Source organism: Microcoleus sp. AS-A8, from assembly GCA_039962225.1.
In the GTDB taxonomy this organism is placed as follows: domain Bacteria; phylum Cyanobacteriota; class Cyanobacteriia; order Cyanobacteriales; family Coleofasciculaceae; genus Allocoleopsis.
The window spans coordinates 33,427-53,265 of sequence record JAMPKV010000024.1 but is presented as its reverse complement, the minus strand read 5'-3'; the positions used below and the strand labels follow the sequence as shown (position 1 = coordinate 53,265).

Genomic DNA, 19,839 nt, shown 5'->3' with positions numbered 1-19,839 from the left:
ATTTCTACCTCAGCGCCAAGTGGCAAAGGTTGACGAGAAAAGGAGCAATATCACGGAGTGGCAAAATCCAATACGCTGTCACAACGGTGTTGGAGATGCGCTGCTGCTGCAAAGCGGCGAGCGCGGCTGTGGGCATGGTTGGGCTTTGAGCCGTTGTCGGGTCCTCAATGAGCGCCAAACCGCCTTGAGCTTGGATGCTGAGCAGCCCCTGACTTCCATCATGACTCGCTCCAGTCAAAATCACTCCAATCACGCCCTGTGCGTAAGCATCAGCGGCGGATTCAAATAATACATCAATGGAGGGTCGTGCATGGCACACGGCTGCTTCGGTCGAGAGGGCAAAGTGACCCTCTTCGACGAGCAAGTGATAGTCAGGGGGGGCTAAGTAGACTCGTCCTGGTATAATCGCTTCTTTGTCTTCTGCTTCGGTGAGCGGCAGAGGACAATATCCCTGCAAGAAATCGCTTAAGCTATCCTTGGAGTCTTTGTGACGATGTTGGACGATCGCCACGGGTAAGGGAAACCTTTTGGGTAAACTGGGAAGCAAAACCTGGAGAGCATTTAACCCCCCGAGTGAGGTACCCACCACAACAATTTTATAGGGACAATCCCTCATGAATGCGATCGCCTCCCTTGCAACTCGAAGCAACTGGCGACTGGGGATGGACAGTCCGGAAATTTAGTCCCAAGACGTGGGGATTTCCATAAGGCAGAAGGCCAAACAAGCAAGGCAGAAGGCACCCCTTGTTGCGCGATTGTCACCCCTCCCCATGGGGAGCCACCCAATCGAAGATTTGGCAGAGGCTTCATACCGAGATCTCCTGGATAGTCGCCGACAAAGAACGAAGGCATTCCTTCTGTTCTCGTATGAGCTCCGGTCTGCCTTCTGTCCTCGTATGAGCTCCGGTTTGCCTTGTCGGTGACCCCACAAAACCCCGACACACGCAGACAGGCTGAAGCCAGGATATCCTCAACCCCTTTCTCTACGCCCTCTTCTCTCCCATCCCTACCCAATCCTGCGGTAAAGCTTCTCACGCTTATCTAACGCCTCATACTGTTGTTCGTGGGGGGTGAATTTCAGCGACTCTTGGCGTCCTAACCCTAGGATGCCGAATCGACTAATGCTTTCATACAATAACTTGTGTACTCGCTCTTGGAGCGATTGATTGAAATATATAAGGACGTTCCGACACAATATGACATTAAATTCATTAAAAGATCCATCTATCGCTAGATTATGTTGAGAAAAGATGATATTTTCTTTCAGTGAGGAGCGAATCATCGCGTGTTCATAAGCGGCTGTGTAGTATTGAGAGAAAGATTGCTTCCCCCCAGATTGGAGATAGTTCTGGGTGTACTCTTGCATTGATTTCATGGAATATACGCCGATTTTAGCCTGTTTTAAAACCATCTCATTCATATCGGTTGCATAAATTCGGCAACGATGGTATAATCCTTCTTCTTCTAAAAGAATCGCCATAGAATACACCTCTTCTCCCGTGGAGCATCCAGCGTGCCAGATGCGAAGGAACGGGTAGGTGCGTAAAATCGGTACGACTTGCTGGCGGAAAGCCATGTAAAAACTGGGGTCGCGGAACATGGAGGTTACATTGACCGACAGACCCAGAAGAAATCGCTCCAAACAGCCAACGTCATGCAGCACCTTCTCTTGTAGTCCCGAAACGCTGGTTAATTGCTCTGCCCGGATAGCATTCCAGATGCGGCGCTTGAGGGAGGCGAGAGCATAATTGCGAAAATCGAACCCGTAGTAACGAAAAAGGGCTTCTAAGAATAGCTGAATTTCGATGAGTTCGAGTTCGTCCTTTTTTTGGACAGGATTATAGTAGGGGACAGGCATTTGCTTGTGACAAGACAGGGTAAGCGATGAAACGTAAACGTTGAAGGATGAAGTCGTGTAATGCTCCTGGGCTGCGCCGTACTCCGCTATCATCCTTCTTAACTACATACTTTTTTTCACCCCTGTCCAAAAGTCCCTAGCGATAGAGCCAGACGCGCAACAGGGAGAGTAATTGTTCAGAATCCACGGGTTTGGTGATATAATCCGACGCTCCAGCTTCAATGCACTTTTCGCGATCGCCCTTCATCGCTTTGGCGGTGAGGGCAATTATCGGCAAAGAGGCAAATTGACTGATATTACGGATAGCCCGCATCGTTTCATACCCATCCATTTCGGGCATCATCACATCCATCAGAATGACATCGATATCCGGAGTCTGTTGTAACAGCGCTAAGCCATCCCTGCCGTTTTCGGCATAGGAGATTTGCATGTGATGATGCTCTAACATACTCGTCAAGGCAAAGATGTTACGCATATCGTCATCTACGATCATCACCTTCTTCCCAGCGAGGACAGGGTCGGATTGATAGAGTTGTTCCAACATCTGCTGCTTTGGCTCTGGCAAGTGACGCTGAACCCGGTGCAAGAATAGGGCGGTTTCATCCAACAGGCGCTCTGGCGATCGCACATCTTTGATAATGATGGTTTCTGCGATGCGTTTGAGTTCCGCTTCTTCGGTTCGCGTTAGTTCTTTGCCGGTATAAATGATAATCGGCAACTGGGAAAGACCCGGTTCTTGCTTAATCTGCTCAATCAGTTCAAACCCGGTCATATCCGGCAGCCCCAAATCCAGGACAATGCAATCAAACCGCCCTGACTGTAGAGTCGCTAGCGCATCTGCACCGGTTCCCACAGCCGTTGTACACACATCATGGTTACCAATCAGCTCCACAATACTATTGCGTTGCGTCTCATTGTCTTCCACCACCAACAGGTTTTTGACGGGACGCTCCACAAAAGTCTTAATGCCAGAGATGGCTTCGAGCAACGTATCGGGGTTGATCGGTTTTTGTAAATATGCGATCGCGCCCAATTGCAGACCCCGTTGTCGTCCCTCCTCAACGGTGAGGATATGTACGGGAATATGACGCGTATTCGGGTCATGCTTTAAGCGATCGAGTACCATCCAACCATCCATTCCGGGCAACTGAATATCCAGAGTGATGGCATTCGGCTGATATTCCCGCGCCATCGCTAGACCGATATCACTGCGAGCCGCCACCAGCACCTTAAAGCCCTGTTGCCGTGCCATATCTAACAGGATACGAGCAAATTTGAGGTCATCTTCGATAATCAAGAGTACGCGATCGCCCGGTTGGATATTCTCCCGGTCATCGGCAATGGATGCGACCCCGTCCTGCTGCGGTAGCGATGTTGACAGATAAGAAATGGCTGGCGAAGACGAAGGCAACGCGGGAGAGGACGCTGGGGAAACCGGGGAAACTGGAGCGGGAGGCAGCATAGAGGCCGGAATATTCGCCGTCTGCGGTGGGGAGAGTTCCCCTTCTCCCCTTTGTTGCGGGGAATTCCAGCCGTTTCCTTGTGCTGTCAAGCCGCCTCGCGCCATTGTCCCATCGGTTCCTCCTTGGTAGGAATCAGGAAGGTAAAGAGTAAACGTACTTCCTTGACCGGGGCTACTCACCAGAGTTATTTCTCCGCCCAGCAGTCGAGCGATTTCACGGCTAATGGACAAGCCCAAACCCGTACCCCCGTATTTCCGGCTGGTAGAGCCATCGGCTTGCTGAAACGCTTCAAAAATCACCTTCTGCTTATCCAGGGGAATGCCAATACCTGTATCGCTCACCGAGAAGGCAATCACCGTAGCGGCACGATTCAAGACATCCTGAGTCACACTCCATCCCTGATTGGCGATGGTAGCCCGCAAGTTGATTTGCCCTTGAGCCGTGAACTTAAAGGCATTGGCGAGAAGATTTTTTAAGACTTGTTGCAAGCGCTTCGAGTCGGTATAAATGGCTCGTGGCAGACTGGAGTCGAATTCTAGGGCGAAATCGAGTTTCTTATCCTGTGCAACTTGGCGGAAGGTGCGTTCCATGTGAGTGGCTAGGTCGCTAAAACGCATCTGGTCAATCTCAACGCCCATGGTGCCCGATTCAATTTTGGCCAGATCCAAAATGTCATTAATTAGAGTCAGTAGGTCGGTACCCGCCGAATGAATGGTTCGGGCATATTCCACTTGCTTATCCGACAAATTCTTCTCGGTGTTATCCGAGAGCAATCTTGCCAGAATTAACAGGCTGTTGAGCGGTGTCCGCAACTCGTGGGACATATTCGCGAGGAATTCCGACTTGTACTTAGACGTTAGCGCCAGTTGTTCCGCCTTTTCTTCGATCGCCTGCCGTGCCTGTTCAATTTCATGATTTTTGCGCTCAACTTCTCGGTTTTGCAGGGCTAACAACTCCGAACGCTCTTCGAGTTCTTCGTTGGTTTGTTGTAACTCTTCCTGCTGGCTCTTGAGCAGTTCCTCAGACGCTTTGAGGGATTGGGCTTGTTGTTCGAGGCGCTTGTTGGTTTGGGTGAGTTCTTTTTGCTGGGCTTGCAGTTCTTCGGTGAGGGACTGGGACTGTTTGAGCAACTCCTCTGTACGCATACTTGCGGCAATGGTGTTTAGGACGATCGCAATACTTTCGGTGAGTTGATCGAAGAACGTCAAATGAATCTCATTAAAGCGTCTAAACGAGGCCAGTTCAATTACTGCCGTCACCATTCCCTCAAACAGCACCGGTAAGACAACCGCATTGCGCGGCGCAGATTCTCCCAAGCCAGAGCTGATTTTGATATAGTCATCCGGAAGTTCGGTGAGTAAGATGCGTTCCTTTTCCAAGGCGCATTGCCCCACTAACCCTTCTCCCAATTGGAAGCGGTTCGCCAGATGCTTGCGTTCCCGGTAAGCGTAGCTGCTCAACAGCTTCAGCAGTGGCTGATGGTCCACCCCGTCCATAATGTAGAACACACCGTGCTGGGCACCCACCAAGGGGGTCAGTTCGGACAAGATGAGTTTGGAAACCGTTTCCAAATCACGCTGCCCTTGCAGCATTCGCGTAAACTTAGCGAGGTTGGTTTTCAACCAGTCTTGCTCGGTGTTCTTCTGCGTGGTTTCCCGCAGGTTGGCAATCATCTGGTTGATGTTGTCTTTGAGGACAGCGACTTCACCCTGCGCCTCCACGGCAATTGATCGCGTCAAGTCTCCCTTAGTTACCGCGATCGCCACTTCTGCGATCGCCCGTAACTGGGTGGTAAGAGTTGCCGCCAGTTCGTTCACGTTATCCGTCAAATCTCGCCACGTTCCCGCCGCCCCCGGCACCTTGGCTTGTCCACCCAGTTTCCCTTCAATCCCCACTTCCCGCGCCACGGTGGTGACTTGGTCGGCAAAGGTGGCTAGGGTATCAATCATCTCGTTGATCGTATCGGCTAAGGTTTCAATTTCCCCCTTAGCATCCAGCATCAGTTTCCGCTTCAAGTCCCCATTCGCCACCGCCGTGACGATTTTGGCAATGCCTCGCACTTGCGCGGTGAGGTTACCGGCCATCGAGTTCACACTGTCGGTGAGGTCTTTCCACGTCCCTGCGACACCTGTCACATGGGCTTGACCGCCTAATTTTCCTTCCGTCCCCACCTCTCGCGCCACCCTTGTGACTTCTGAGGCAAAGGAGGAAAGCTGATCCACCATGACGTTGATCGTGTTTTTCAGGTCTAAAATCTCACCTTTCACATCAACCGTGATTTTCTTGGAGAGGTCGCCATTCGCCACCGCTTTCGTGACTTCGGCAATATTCCGCACCTGGGCGGTGAGATTCCCCGCCATTGAGTTGACGTTATCGGTTAAATCCTTCCAGGTTCCGCCCACACCCCGGACGTAAGCTTGGACGCCTAATTTCCCTTCCGTCCCCACCTCTCGCGCCACCCGCGTTACCTCCGAGGCAAAGGAGTTGAGCTGGTCTACCATCGTGTTGATGGTATTTTTCAACTCCAAAATCTCGCCCTTCACATCCACGGTGATTTTTTTGGAGAGGTCGCCATTTGCCACCGCCGTCGTGACTTCGGCAATATTCCGCACCTGGGCGGTAAGACTTCCCGCCATGAAGTTCACCGAATCGGTTAAATCCTTCCAGGTACCGGCCACCCCCTTCACTTCCGCTTGGACGCCTAATTTTCCTTCCGTCCCCACCTCTCGCGCTACCCTTGTGACCTCAGAGGCAAAGGAGTTGAGCTGATCTACCATGACATTCACGGTATTTTTCAACTCCAAAATCTCGCCTTTGACATCGACGGTGATTTTCTTGGAGAGGTCGCCGTTTGCCACCGCCGTCGTCACGGCGGCAATGTTCCGCACTTGGGATGTCAGAGAACCCGCCATGAAATTCACCGAATCGGTTAAATCTTTCCAGGTACCGGCTACCCCCCGGACATCGGCTTGAACGCCCAACTTCCCTTCCGAACCCACCTCTCGCGCCACCCTGGTCACCTCCGAGGCAAAGGAACTGAGCTGGTCTACCATGATATTGATGGTGTTCTTCAGCTCTAAAATCTCACCTTTAACCTGAACCGTGATTTTCTTCGAGAGGTCACCATTGGCGATCGCGGTTGCTACTTCGGCAATGTTTCGCACCTGTCCGGTGAGATTCCCCGCCATCAAGTTCACATTGTCCGTTAAGTCTTTCCAGGTACCGGCAACGCCTCGCACTTCCGCCTGTACACCGAGTTTTCCTTCCGTCCCCACCTCTCGCGCCACTCGGGTTACCTCCGAGGCAAAGGAGGAAAGCTGATCCACCATGATATTGATGGTATTCTTCAGCTCTAAAATTTCCCCTTTCACATCCACCGTGATTTTCTTGGAGAGGTCGCCATTCGCCACCGCTGTCGTGACTTCGGCAATATTCCGCACTTGGGCGGTGAGATTCCCCGCCATTGAGTTCACCGAATCGGTCAAATCCTTCCAGGTACCGGCAACGCCTCGCACTTCCGCTTGGACACCCAGCTTGCCTTCACTCCCCACTTCACGCGCCACCCTTGTGACTTCAGACGCAAAGGAATTGAGCTGATCCACCATGATATTCATGGTATTTTTCAGCTCTAAGATTTCCCCTTTCACATCAACAGTAATTTTCTTGGAGAGGTCGCCATTTGCTACTGCGGTTGTGACTTCCGCAATATTCCGGACTTGGGCGGTAAGACTTCCTGCCATGAAGTTCACCGATTCGGTTAAATCCTTCCAGGTACCGGCAACGCCTCGCACTTCGGCTTGTCCCCCCAACTTTCCTTCTGCGCCCACTTCACGCGCCACCCTGGTGACTTCAGACGCAAAGGAGTTGAGCTGATCCACCATGATATTCATGGTATTTTTCAGCTCCAAAATTTCCCCTTTCACATCGGCGGTAATTTTCTTGGAAAGGTCACCATTAGCAATTGCCGTGGCAACTTCGGCAATATTCCGCACTTGTCCGGTGAGGTTCCCGGCCATTGAGTTTACACTGTCGGTGAGGTCTTTCCAGGTACCTGCAACACCTCGCACTTCCGCCTGCACACCCAACTTGCCTTCCGTACCCACTTCTCGCGCCACCCTTGTGACTTCCGAGGCAAAGGAGTTGAGCTGGTCTACCATCGTATTAATGGTATCTTTGAGTTCTAAGATTTCCCCTTTCACATCAACGGTAATTTTCTTCGAGAGGTCGCCGTTTGCCACCGCTGTTGTCACTTCCGCGATGTTCCGCACCTGAGCCGTAAGACTTCCCGCCATGAAATTCACCGAATCGGTCAAATCCTTCCAGGTACCCGCCACGCCCCGAACTTCCGCTTGACCCCCTAACTTCCCATCTGCGCCTACCTCTCGCGCCACCCTGGTTACCTCACTCGCAAAGGAGTTGAGCTGGTCTACCATGATGTTGACGGTATTCTTCAGTTCGAGAATTTCGCCTTTGACATCAACGGTAATTTTCTTGGAGAGGTCGCCATTGGCTACGGCGGTTGTGACTTCGGCAATATTTCGCACCTGGGCGGTAAGATTCCCCGCCATCAAGTTAACTGAGTCTGTTAAGTCTTTCCACGTACCCGCAACGCCTCGAACTTCTGCTTGCACACCCAGCTTGCCTTCGGTACCCACTTCTCGCGCCACCCTGGTTACTTCTGAGGCAAAGGAGTTGAGCTGGTCTACCATGATGTTCATGGTATTCTTGAGTTCGAGAATCTCGCCTTTGACATCAACGGTGATTTTCTTGGAGAGGTCGCCGTTGGCGATCGCCGTTGCCACTTCCGCAATATTCCGCACTTGGGCGGTGAGGTTGCCCGCCATCAAGTTGACGTTATCGGTTAAATCTTTCCAGGTACCGGCAACTCCTTGCACTTCTGCCTGAACGCCCAGTTTCCCTTCCGTCCCCACTTCTCGCGCCACCCTGGTTACTTCTGAGGAAAAGGACGAAAGCTGAGCCACCATGGTATTCACAACTTGCGCCGTGGCGAGAAACTCACCCTTGAGGGGTCTGCCTTCAATTTCAGTTGCGATCGTTTGGGATAAATCACCTTTCGCCACCGCCCGGATCACACGCGCCGTTTCAGCGGTAGGTTGAACTAAATCCGTAATCAGGGCGTTGACGGAATCAATACTCGCTGACCAGGAACCTGTAACATTTCCCAAAGAGGCACGCTGCGTAATTTTGCCTTCTTTGCCGACAACCGTACTAATCCGCTCTAATTCTGCCGCCATCCGTTCATTCCGCTCAATAATATCGTTGAGCGCATCGGCAATCTTGCCCGCCATGCCCGTCTGCTCAATGGGCATCCGTACCGAGAAGTTACCTTTCTTAACAGAGGTCAATGTTCTCAGTAGCTGTTTTAGATCGAGTTCTTCTGTATTTTGTTGAGGCGCTTGTGCAGTTGCCATAATCTGTCCCAATAGTACTGATGTCGTTTTCGGAGCAAAGTGAACACCCGGCGGGGATCGGGGCGTTTGGAAGGTTCCTAAAGCTATGAATTAGATGAGGGCAATTGCATCTCGCCAGGAAAAGCGTGAATGCTGAAAACCAGCCTCTTCCTTTAAGGGTGACTAACTCAGCCAGGAAACCTTTATGAGTTGAGAGGCTTAGAAAACCTAAAGTATCCCAACTAAAGGCTAAATCGACACGACATTCCGTGTCCCTAGGATGGAAAATGAATAACTTTTTCTATAAGTCTTTTTAGTGTAACCGTTCGTGTCTTTGGCAGTAGTCCAGTTGTTTAAATTATCTACCGAGGTAAGGCCAATACAATATCCCTCCTAAGAGAGATGCAACTCACCCATAACTCGTTCAATCAGCAATTCACTTCCTTGCCAGGGTACGGAGGAAAATGGCAGTTGTCCACCCTGTTTTTCGTCCAGCCCCGTTGGGTGCATCCCAAAGTTGCATCAACAGTTTTGATAAGGGACAAGGAAGACAAGGGGGATAATACTGAGACAAAAAAAGATATTTGCAAAAATGGGATGCTCCCGTCCCGTTTAAGTAAGGCAGCATACAGATTTAAGATTTATTGTATAATATTGAACCCGTCGCTAGATACGTTCATCAGTCATTTAGCCGACTTCCCATCCTTCGCGACCCAGTAGGTCAATGATGGGATCTCTTAACAAAAGGTTATTCTTTTCTAGTTCGCACTCAACACAAACCCATTTACGGGCAGGAATGTATTGGCAGAGGGTATAAATGGGTTGTTCTCGCGCCACAAGTCCCTTACTGATGAGTTGACGCGCTTCATCCTTGATAGCCTCTATAGAGTATTGAACGGACGTAACCATAGATCATCCTCTCGCTTTTGCTCAGGGAAGCCAGAACCAACAGCATGAAAGGATTGGCTCTCCTTTACCTTTAAACTTATCAAAAAACTTGGGTGAGGAGAAGTCAACGGCTAAAAGACCGCAGGGCAGTATCCTACATTTGTTGAAAATTATTTCAACCTATCAAGGTAGCGGCAAAGTCTCTCGCTGAAAAGACTGGTGGATAGGGTTTGATTTTTGGTACCAGTTGGTATACTCGCTTCTGTTGCGGCGTCTTCAATGACCTTCGTAACTTGTTCTTCTAGGGCTTCTTCAATCTGTTGACTAAGAGATTGGAGGCGTTCTGGGTCAGTATAGACTTTGGCGGTGTTAATGACGCGATCGCGCAATAATATCAAAAACTGCTGTTGGATATCAGCCCGAAAAGATTTGAGTTGGAGCAGGCGGGAGACATGAAACTGAGCGTTTAGATTCACTTGTTTGGCTATTTCCCCCATTGACTTACCCCGTCCGTGAAATAGCTTTAAGGCGGTGAGAAATTTTTGGGCTTTTTCCGGGTCTTTACGCTGTAGTTTCCTGACTCGTTGTTCAGTGATATCTGCAATGGCGTGGTCTAAACAAGCAAGAAATTGTTGGCGATAGGAATCCAAAAACTCGGTTTCCAAATCGATCGTATTTCGGTCATCTATCAAACTATGTAGGAGAAGGCGCTCAGTTGTAGCATGAGAGGAATTAGGAGCCATCGAGACATCAATAGGTTTTGTTGGTAGAAAACCCCCTCGAACGTGAATCCGGTAATTTCTCAGGTGAGACGCCATATTGTGCAGTTTTGTCAACAATGTTTCGGGACGAAGTAGCTTACTGGTTTGGTAGGAAAAGCGTTGAGCAATTTGCTGGAGTTGTTCTGTCGTGAGTGGCGCACACTGTCCCTTAATTCCGGATTGACGTTGCTTTAAGCGTTGAACTCGATAGACGGCATGGTAGCTTTCGAGCAGAAGCTTGGCTTGCTCGATTTCCAGCGAAGTTAGGCAGTAAAACTGGGAAAAAATACGCTCAAGTTGTTTAGTGGTGGTATCGTTGAGAATTGCCCAATCACTAATCAGATAAACTCCATGTTCGAGCAAAAACTGATTCAGTTCTCGATGATGCTTCACCAGTCGGGTTGTCCAGGTGGCTAAACTGCTCTGCTGTGGGTCAAACTTTTGCAAGATTTCCTGGGACAGAGATTGGTAAAGATTTAAGGTAGCGGTTGTTTTGCCTCTCGGTTGCCTTGTGTCCTGCTCATCTAAAACAAAGCATAATAAATCACTACAAGTAAAGCCGTGCTGAGTGCCAAACTGCCCTTCTAGCTTCAGGCAAACCCGCTCGATTTGGCTAGAGATAAAGCATTGCAGACAACGTTGTGCTAAAACACTCCTACTGGTTTCGTTGTTGTCTCGTCGGCTGGCTGTTTGTGTACCTATTAGGTCTTTTTCTGCTTCCGTTGTTTCTCTCATCCAGGACAAGAGTTGATACTGAATCTGGCTATGGGGTACTTCACGGCGAGTGGCAAACTCTGGAAATGAGGCGAGGAAAAACGCTTTAGCTGAAGCTATTTCTTGGATTCTGTGTTTCCCTGCCGCATCCAGGCTAACCAATGTCCAGTATCTTGATGCAGAACTCTTAGTGCTGTGTGAGGCAAATAATCTCTCCCTTAAACTTTCCTCTTCTGGAGTGAGTATTCGATTCGCCTTTTGTTGGCTGGCTGTCAAAAATTGCTCATCGCGATCGCTTAAGCTTTTATCTGTTGCCCAGGCTAAAGCATCTTGTAATATTGGTTCGCTTAAAAAATATGATTCATTTTTTCGATTTGATGCTTTCCATGCTATCAATGATGAATCATAATGTCGCCAATTCGCTAATGTTTTCTCAACCCAACTAAGATTAAAAACTGACTGGTATATACGGTTATAAACCTTTAACTTTCCCTCCTGTTTCACAACTAACCCTGACAGGCGCAACTCAACTTGCTCTGCACTATCATTGGCTGGTACTTCCCCTTGTTGCAAAATTTCTTGATAAAGTCCCAGGAGTCCGAGAATACGCCATCCACTTTTAAGTAGACGATTGCGTATTGTTCTCAGATGCTCTGGCTCATCCGTCATTTCCCAGTTTTCCAGCACATGCGATCGCACTAAGTTTTCAATCCACTCCGCAATTTGGGATTTTGGATTTGGCATTTGGGATTGTGAATCACTTAAAAATGCCCCTGACTCCTGACTCCTAACTCCTGCTTCCTGAAGAATGAGTTTACACAGCTTTTGAGTCAAAAACGGCTGACCCCCTGTCCAATTCAACACCTCTTGGATGGCAGCATCCGGGTTGGGTGTTATGTCCACCAAACCTTGAGATAGAGGTTGGAGTTGGTGTTGTTTAAATTCCGTTAATTCGATAGCACAACCAATATTAAACGGTGTACTGTTGGGTGCAGAATCAATCAAATTCGAGGGGTTTGCCACGCCCAATAAAATCCAATTTAATCGCTTGTATTCTGGGTGTTCAGCACGATTGTTGTAGCATGAGCGAATTAAGGAAAAGAAATCATTAATAGGAAAATCGAGGGCTAAAACACTATCAATTTCATCCACAAAAATAGCTAGATTTCGATGAATTTTTTTGAACAATACCTCTCGGATAAATTCACTCAACCGTTGCACGGGGGGGAGAAATTCGCGATCGCACCACCAGGTGCCAATATCAACCTGATCTAACAGATTGAAACTGCTGGCTAAGGTGTAAGTTACCCCCGCATACCACTGGTCAGCAGGAATATTCTGATTACCAATGGCGGTCAAGTCAACAACCGCACAGATCATCCCTTCTGCTTGCAATCGCTGCATTGTTCGCACCCGCAAGCTAGATTTTCCCGTCTGTCGCGAGTTGAGGACATAACAAAACTGCCCTGCCTTCACGCCTCGATATAAATCAGCATCAGCCTGCCTCGTCACATAGGTAGGGGCTTCTAGTGGCAGGCTTCCCCCAACTTGGTACTCATAAAGCGATCGCAGTTCGGTATACATTCATTACTCCTGTTGGCAAGTCTAGGGTGACGGTGCGAGACGAACGCGGAAATAATCGCGATACAAATTACAACGAGGTGTCACTTCATTGCCTCGCAAGTGGACAAGTCCCATGCTTTGTAACTTAAATCCGGGGATGGACTCTAGCTGTACAGGACTATCCGCAGACACGACTTTGTATAAAGCGGCAGCTAACTCTGGATGCTGGGACAAATTCCATAAGTGCCGCCGCAAATGGTCGCTATAGAGTCCGGCATCGGTGGGGGCGGTTTCTAACAGTTCAGAGAGTGTAATTTCCTGTCGGGCAATGTGATAAAGAGCTAACCGCACCAGATAGGGATGACCCCCCACCATCACCATGAGTTGCTCGATTTCCGGCAGTCCCCAAGCCAGTCCATGTCGCAGAGCCAAATCTTGCACCTGTACGGACTGAAATTCGGGTAACTCAATCGGTAGACCGACATTAAAAGGTGACTGATTAATATCCATCGGAACATAAACTTCGGTGGAATGAACCACCACTAATCGAAGTTTTCTCCAAATCTCCCGATTTTTAGCTTCCTCATGCCATGCTCGTAACAAACCAAAGAAATCAGAGGTGAGTTCGGGGTATTGTAATACCCGGTCTACTTCATCCAAACCTAAAACCAGAGGTTCAGTTGTGTTGGCGAGTAAATAGCGTTCAAAATAGGACTTGCAACTGACTTTGCTGCCAAAAATTCCATTCCAATAATCAGCTAAACGAGCCGGTAACTGTAGCTCTAGGGCAACAACAGCACAAAACCACTGTAAGAATTGATCTAAGTCGGTGAAGACTTTGCTATCTGCCAGTTGAAAGCTTAAAGGTACGGTACGATAGCCTAGAGTGTTAGAGCGTTGGAGAATCCGAGCCATTAAAGAGGTTTTGCCCATCTGCCTGGGTGCTTTAATGCGGATGAGGGCACCGGGTTTGGCGATCGCTTCGTAACAACGTTGATCAATTCCAGGGCGTTCCACATAAAAGGCAGAAGCCAACTCCACTTGTCCCATGGGTAATTCTGGCTCTGCGACAGGCTGAGGTGGATGATTGGGGGTGAGGGAATAGGGATTAGGAAATTGGAAACTTTCCCCGGCGGGTTCTGGGGTGGGGGCAAAGGAACTGCTTTTATCGGTTGGATTATCATCGGTTGCCAAAAACTCCAAGACCCCTTTTACCAAGGTTGGGGTATCATTTGGCGATCGCCATTCGCGCTGTGGCATCCCCCGGAGATAACCGCGCAAGTCATGGTTGAGTAAGTGGCTGGGACAATTAATCCGAATCGGTAAAATCGCTGGCTTGCTATCCGGTCGAGTGTCTTGTAACGCCTTTGCCCATCGTACCTCTTCCGTTACCATTTCACTGGAAGCGGCTAGGGTGGACAACAGCAGCAGCAAGTAATCACATTGATTTAATTCGGCATAGATTTGTTGCAGTCCGTGGGTTGCCATTCGCAGACTTCCATTGACGATAAAGACTTCGTAGCCCGAAGCTTTTAAAGCAGATTCCAACTCTATGGCAAGGCTTTTGTCGGGGTCAGTACCCTGATAGTAACTAATTAAAATTTTGGGGCAATCTGCGCTATCCGCAGCATCTTTATTGATTAAATCGGGTCTATATTTAGTAAATAAAGAGAACAAATCGGAACGGTGTGATGAGCCTCGTTCTTCGGAACTGCTTAAGCCAAAGGACACGCAGGTATCCGCAATATGTTTTCTAACCGTAGCTTTTGTAATATTTAGCTCTGAGGCAATTTCCTTATCTTTTTTACCCGCTAAAACTTTCAGTAACACCTCTGCCCGTCGAGGGGTTAGCCCTGCCAAAGCTTTAGTAAACTCTGCGTAATTCATACTCTTCTTAATAAAAATAAGTGTGAAGGTTAGGAGTTTCCGAGCCAGGAAAAAGAGATTTTGATTCCTTGTTTGTCCCTCTTGCTAGATGTAGTGGTTCTTCGTGATAAGTAGGTAGGCACAAATAAACGAAGGTATATCAACAAATGTTAAGAGACTAAAATCCTCTTCCCTTCTGCCTTCTGTCCTCACTCTCATCTCCGGTCTGCCTTGCCTCAACGACAAATATTAATGCCTACCTACTGATTCTTCCTTTACCAGTCATAATTCATAAATTGAGCCAGTGGTGCATTCGTGTAAGCACTTTCACAGGTGTGTAGCGATCGCGCTCCATGCCCTCTGTTGTGAGTCTTGACTACACAGCTTTCCTGGCTCCTCGAACACCTTGCCATAGTGGGGAAACATTAAGCAGTAGAAAACGAGGTGTTCCAATGATGCCAGTTGTCCAGGAAGCTCTGTCTGCACCATCCTTAGCCTGCATGGAAAAGCTGAAAGCACTGAACCTATCGCCAATAGCAGCTTACCTGATGAACCCCCAAAATGGTTATGGGTGGTGTCGGCGACAAACACTCCAAGCTATTAGATGCTATAAGACGTTCTTGTTTGTCTGTTACCTGTATCCTCAAATTCGGCTAGTACCAACGCAGGAAATCGACTATGTTTGGCACGCTCATATTTTGCATACGCGCCTATATCGCCAAGATTGCGAGCGGGTGTTCGGCTATTTCATCGATCATGAACCAGATTCTGCCTTTGGGGGTGAAGCCGAAGGGCAAAATGGGGATGCGGTTTTTGTGCAAACTCAATCCCTCTTGGCGCTGTTCCAGGGATACTTCAAGACAGCAACCTCAGGAGAGTCTGAGTTCCATCCAAATGAAGATGAATTGCTCGAATTAGCCAAAGAAATGTTTCCGTCAGCCCATGAGGAGAGAGCAATCTCAGCCCACTTACAGGTGTATCGTAGTGCTTGTGGCAGGCCGTAACCAAAGTGTTAGTCTCTTAGTTAGAGGGGAGCATATCTCTCTTGAGGATTTTCTGCCAATGCCCATTGAAGTATCGGATTTTTCTGTGTCTTTCTGTGGACTGAAAATGGTCAGGAAGAAAGTATCAGGATAATAGACCAAAAGATTTAACTATTTAGACCTAGCGAAATAGTCTACACCTTAATAGCCAAGTGGTAGAATTATCAAAGTAAAATTTAGTAAGTCAGCCTAATTTAGGATTAAGCCTGCAAAATTTCTTTGAAATGTAGGGAATCCTAAAGCGGAGAAACCAAATTTTGGGGCAAATTTCTAATCTTCTCTTGACTCGCCCAAGAGAAGTGCAGAGAAGGACATCTCTCAGTCCTAGCCCGTCAGCTAACTTCGTCGGCATTGGGAGGAGACTGAAGAGTTGGCATTCTTTTAATCATGTTTGTGAACTCATCAGTATCCTTGGCTGGTATCTATTCACTTCGTTGTACCTGCCCTCAACCCTGAGGAGAGGATTATATTAATCTAACTTCTGGTGTATGAGGCAGGAAATGTAGTTAAAGGATGAAAAATTATCATGTTCCTGACTCAAGAACATTCCAGCACATTCATTTCCATGACAGGGGATTCAAGCAAAGAAATTGACGGCGAAGATACCCTTCAACAGAATGTCGCTGTGTTCAAAGAAATTGAATATGTATTAGAGGATTATCCCGTACATCCCTATCAAGCCGCCTTTTCTATTGCTGAGTTGCGCCAACAGCTTGTGAATCATGTCTTGCGCCATCTCCCCAAACGTTATGCCGTTATGGGTGATGGACAACAACCTTCAACAGATGCCCAATTGCCCTACCGCTTAAAGCAGGAGCGAATCCGTTTAGATGTTTTGATTCGCGGGAGCATTTTGCATCTTCTGCGCGAAAATGCCGATTGGGTGAGTCGTCGCCTTTCTACCATGGACAGTTCCGGTAATCAGCCATGAGAAACACTTCCCTAAAAAATAGGGAACTCATAATTCGAGTCCCTTAACCAAAGCCACTGAGAAATCCCCATTAGTGTCGGCGGCGGGTAGATCAAGCCTTTAGGCGAGTCCCGCCTACGACACAAGTCCGGAGATAAGAGTGAGGAGATGACAGGCGGACTGAGGTCGAATGCAAGTTGCGAACTTTTTCATGGAGGAAGTCCGCCACATGGCAGCGTGAATGAAACTGGAAGCTGCTTGACGCGCAAGCGACTGGCAGGACTTCACGACCAGCATTTACCTCTAGAATAGTCGGATGCTTCGCTTTTAAATATGCTGACTTGAGGTACTCTCAGCGCAGCATAAATGCCGTCTAGTTGAACACCCTCTGGGGGTTGACGTTTAGAGATACAGTACATTCGCACGGCGGCTTGATACTCTCGCCATTGATGGCGTATGGCTACGCTACTCGCATCATTGCCTAGGTCTTCAAAACTCAATCCAGCTCGACTGAGCCACTCATTCACATCGGTTGTTTCACCTTGTGAGGAAGGTGTGATATTCCTAGTTTCCATATATTTCGTCTATTTTTGCTCATTGTTATGCGGGTTCCTTGCTTTAAGTTTAGGCAACCCTCAGAAATAAAAGCAAATGTTGTTTTTGATTAATTTAATAATAAAAAGTGATTAATTGTCTTCTGTTTTTTCAGGCGAGCAAAAACTTTTGCTGTTTTAAAACATGAGTGAGAGCGAAGTTGCACTTAAAACTTGAAGGGTTCAAGGCTCCAGCCAAGATTGCACTTCTTGAGCTTCCGCCAGCATCCCTAGACTCTCAAAGCTCTCCTTGGCTTCCATCGCCCAGTGTTGCAATGGGGCAAGATTCCCCCTGAGTTTCTCCAAATGTGCCCAAGAACGCTTGTGGAATGCAATCGATCGCTTATCCTGGCTAGCCAGAGCGATGGGCATACTCGTTTTTAACAGACGTTCCGCTTCATCCAGATTGCCCTCTCCCACGAGTGCAACATCCGCTAGCCAATTCAGGCTATAGACTTCCACTTGCTGCCAGTGGGCAATTCGTGCTTGTTCGAGTGCTTTGTGATAGCCGATTTTAGCTCGTTGGTAATTTTGGGTTCTGAACCAAACTTCCGCCTCGTAGTAATCAATGCGAATTTGCTGACGCAGGCGTTTTGCCTCTTCTAATTGAACCTGCCGGAGTAATTCTTTAGCCCGATTTAACAGTTGGTGAGCGCGATCGAATTTTCCCTGGGGAATTGACCAAACCGCCCGCTCAATCGTCAACTCCAACTGCAATATCAGGTCTTCACTGGCTTGTAGATTGGATACCTGTGCACACAGATCATCCACTTCTGCGAGTTGCTCTGGTTGGCCCATCACCATCAAGGTTAATGTCCATCCCTTATCGCTGAGAGCTTCTGCGATCGCGGATTGGTCTTGGCGCTGCTGAGCCGATTGGAGCAACCATTCGATCCAAACCAAACGCTCGTGCCAATACCCATGCACATAACTATATCCCTTAATGTGTTGCCAAAATTGCCTAGCCTCTTCATATCGGTTGTGATGAATGCACCAGTCAATCGCAGCTTGCAGGTTTTCCCACTCTGGGTCTAATCCTTGGTATTCTTTCCACTGTCTCCAATGCGGTTGTCCATAGGCTTGAGAAAAGCGGAGATACCAGTTCACCCAACGTTCCCGCACTTCTCGCTCAAACTCCGGGTGAGCCTTAAGTTCAGCGATGGCATACTCGCGAGTTAAGGGATGCATATCATACCGTTCCTCACGCTGAATCACCAATCGCAGTCGATGCAACTGAGCCAAAACCTGTAACGAGTCCATCGATTTTGCCTGGAGTTGATCATTTAAATCCGCTTCGGGTAAAGCGATTTGCGCGATTGCCTCTAGTGAAGCCGATTTCGCAAATAGCGCCAGTGCCATCAGCAGACGATGGGCGGGTTGTCCTCTCAGCCGTTGCACAGAATCTTCAAAGCAATAATGAGCCAAGTCGTTTGCCTGAGTCAAGCGAGTCACCCAGACATCGGTGGAAACACCATAGACTGATAATTGACCGATCGCGTAAACAATCCCTAAAGCCAAACCACTGGTTCTCTGATAAATCGCCTGGAATTGATCGGGTTTGAGTTGCACTCGTTGCTCTTGAGCTTGATGCTCAATCAAACGCATCGCTTCAGGTAGTGGCAAACCCTCTAAATAGATAGGAATGCCAAAAGCGCCTCTAAAGCGGGTCGTAATCACCACTTTTACCGTTGGCGGCAGTTCATATAAAAAGGAGAGGACAGCCTCTTGATCATCGAGGGTTTCCAGATTATCAACAATCAGTAAGATATGCCGTGATTGCAAGCGGTTTTGGATGCACTCCAGTTGCTCCTCGAAGTCAGCAGGGAGTGAGCCTGGACACTCTAAGGTGCGGAAGATTGCCCGGAAGATATCATTGAGGGTACGCTCTCGCCTGTGGCGTTGCAAGATATGATTCCCAATCAGGTGTTGTTGTTTGGCTGAGGTAAAGATGATCGCCTCGAAGCTGGGAGCGAGTGGCGTTGTCGCTTCACCACAATCGGCCTGTAAACAACGGTAAGCGGCTTCCAAAACCAAGGATGTTTTCCCAGCACCGCCCATTCCTTCCACACTAATGTGAGCCGTCGGGTGATGGGGAGAGAGCAGTTCCAATAGTTGAGCCATCTCGGTGTCACGACCAATCAAGGCGGTGTGGTAACGGACGGGTAGGTTGTGAGCAGGACGCCTTCGTAAAGTGCCGTTGGTAGATATTTGCGCCGCTTGGTTTGGGTCGGCAATCGTCGCTTCAAAACTCTCCAATTCCTGAGGATTTCTGTGTTCCGCAATCTCTTCCCATTGGAGTCCTAAGATATGGCAATAGGCTTTAAAAGCACGCTTGTTAATCCCGCGTACTGTTGTCTGTGAAGCAAATCGACTCCAAGTGCCGTATGAGATATGCTTAACTAGGAGTTCTCCTGATTCTATTCGTTGTTCAATTTGCTCTAACCAGGAACCTTGGTTCGAGCTAGCAATGAGGGTCTCGATTGCATCAATATTTTGATGGCTCTCGACTCGGAACAGCCGCTGAAAATCCCTCAACCATCGTGAGTCATTCGCTTCCCAGTCATTAGCTGCCGCATGTTGCCTGAGCAGGAATTGACTCGCTTCTTTTAGAGGTGTATTTTCCTCTTCCGTGACTGTCCATCCCCTCTTTTCTCTAGCTTGCTTGATTTTGGCTCGTCCCTGCTCAGAAGCCTTTAAAGTTGGTATGCCCATTAGGGATTAATTGTCAAGATCATTGGCGATCAGCTTGTGTTCGATCTTATCTGATCG

The 19,839-nt window shown here is 48.5% G+C and carries 11 protein-coding genes and 1 riboswitch; of the genes, 2 read left to right on the top strand and 9 right to left on the bottom strand.

What is annotated here, in order from left to right; all coding sequences use genetic code 11:
* Positions 1-4 precede the first annotated feature (4 nt).
* From NDI48_26130 to NDI48_26100, 7 genes are all read right to left on the bottom strand, one after another.
* Positions 5-616: a chemotaxis protein CheB gene (locus NDI48_26130; protein MEP0834646.1), complete on the bottom strand. Its 612-nt coding sequence runs from the start codon at positions 614-616 to the stop codon at positions 5-7.
* The gene (locus tag NDI48_26125; GenBank protein ID MEP0834645.1) at positions 613-852 is read right to left on the bottom strand and encodes a hypothetical protein; all 240 of its coding nucleotides are present in this window, start codon (positions 850-852) and stop codon (positions 613-615) included. Before NDI48_26125 ends, NDI48_26130 begins: the two co-directional genes overlap by 4 nt.
* A 154-nt stretch (positions 853-1,006) precedes the next feature.
* Positions 1,007-1,951, bottom strand: a complete 945-nt coding sequence (locus NDI48_26120) for a protein-glutamate O-methyltransferase CheR (protein ID MEP0834644.1) — start codon at positions 1,949-1,951, stop codon at positions 1,007-1,009.
* 43 nt (positions 1,952-1,994) lie between these two features.
* Entirely contained in the window at positions 1,995-8,753 is a 6,759-nt protein-coding gene (locus NDI48_26115; GenBank protein MEP0834643.1) for a HAMP domain-containing protein, read from the bottom strand.
* A 666-nt stretch (positions 8,754-9,419) separates the two neighbouring features.
* Positions 9,420-9,641: a DUF4327 family protein gene (locus NDI48_26110; GenBank protein ID MEP0834642.1), complete on the bottom strand. Its 222-nt coding sequence runs from the start codon at positions 9,639-9,641 to the stop codon at positions 9,420-9,422.
* 149 nt (positions 9,642-9,790) lie between these two features.
* On the bottom strand, positions 9,791-12,679 hold the full coding sequence (locus NDI48_26105; GenBank protein ID MEP0834641.1) for an AAA-like domain-containing protein: 2,889 nt from the start codon (positions 12,677-12,679) through the stop codon (positions 9,791-9,793).
* A 21-nt stretch (positions 12,680-12,700) separates the two neighbouring features.
* Complete coding sequence (locus tag NDI48_26100; GenBank protein ID MEP0834640.1) at positions 12,701-14,545, bottom strand: AAA-like domain-containing protein; 1,845 nt, start codon at positions 14,543-14,545, stop codon at positions 12,701-12,703.
* Between the two features lie 431 nt (positions 14,546-14,976).
* Between NDI48_26100 and NDI48_26095 the strand changes: the two genes are divergently transcribed.
* Complete coding sequence (locus NDI48_26095) at positions 14,977-15,528, top strand: glycine-rich domain-containing protein-like (GenBank protein ID MEP0834639.1); 552 nt, start codon at positions 14,977-14,979, stop codon at positions 15,526-15,528.
* A gap of 236 nt (positions 15,529-15,764) precedes the next feature.
* A riboswitch (cyclic di-AMP (ydaO/yuaA leader) is annotated at positions 15,765-15,933 on the top strand.
* A 160-nt stretch (positions 15,934-16,093) separates the two neighbouring features.
* Positions 16,094-16,498: a hypothetical protein gene (locus tag NDI48_26090; GenBank protein MEP0834638.1), complete on the top strand. Its 405-nt coding sequence runs from the start codon at positions 16,094-16,096 to the stop codon at positions 16,496-16,498.
* A 263-nt stretch (positions 16,499-16,761) separates the two neighbouring features.
* Here NDI48_26090 and NDI48_26085 read toward each other — a convergent pair whose 3' ends face one another.
* Together NDI48_26085 and NDI48_26080 are read right to left on the bottom strand one after the other, a co-directional pair.
* On the bottom strand, positions 16,762-17,052 hold the full coding sequence (locus NDI48_26085) for a hypothetical protein (protein MEP0834637.1): 291 nt from the start codon (positions 17,050-17,052) through the stop codon (positions 16,762-16,764).
* Positions 17,053-17,253: 201 nt separating this feature from the next.
* Positions 17,254-19,782, bottom strand: a complete 2,529-nt coding sequence (locus NDI48_26080) for an ATP-binding protein (protein MEP0834636.1) — start codon at positions 19,780-19,782, stop codon at positions 17,254-17,256.
* Between the last annotated feature and the right edge of the window lie 57 nt (positions 19,783-19,839).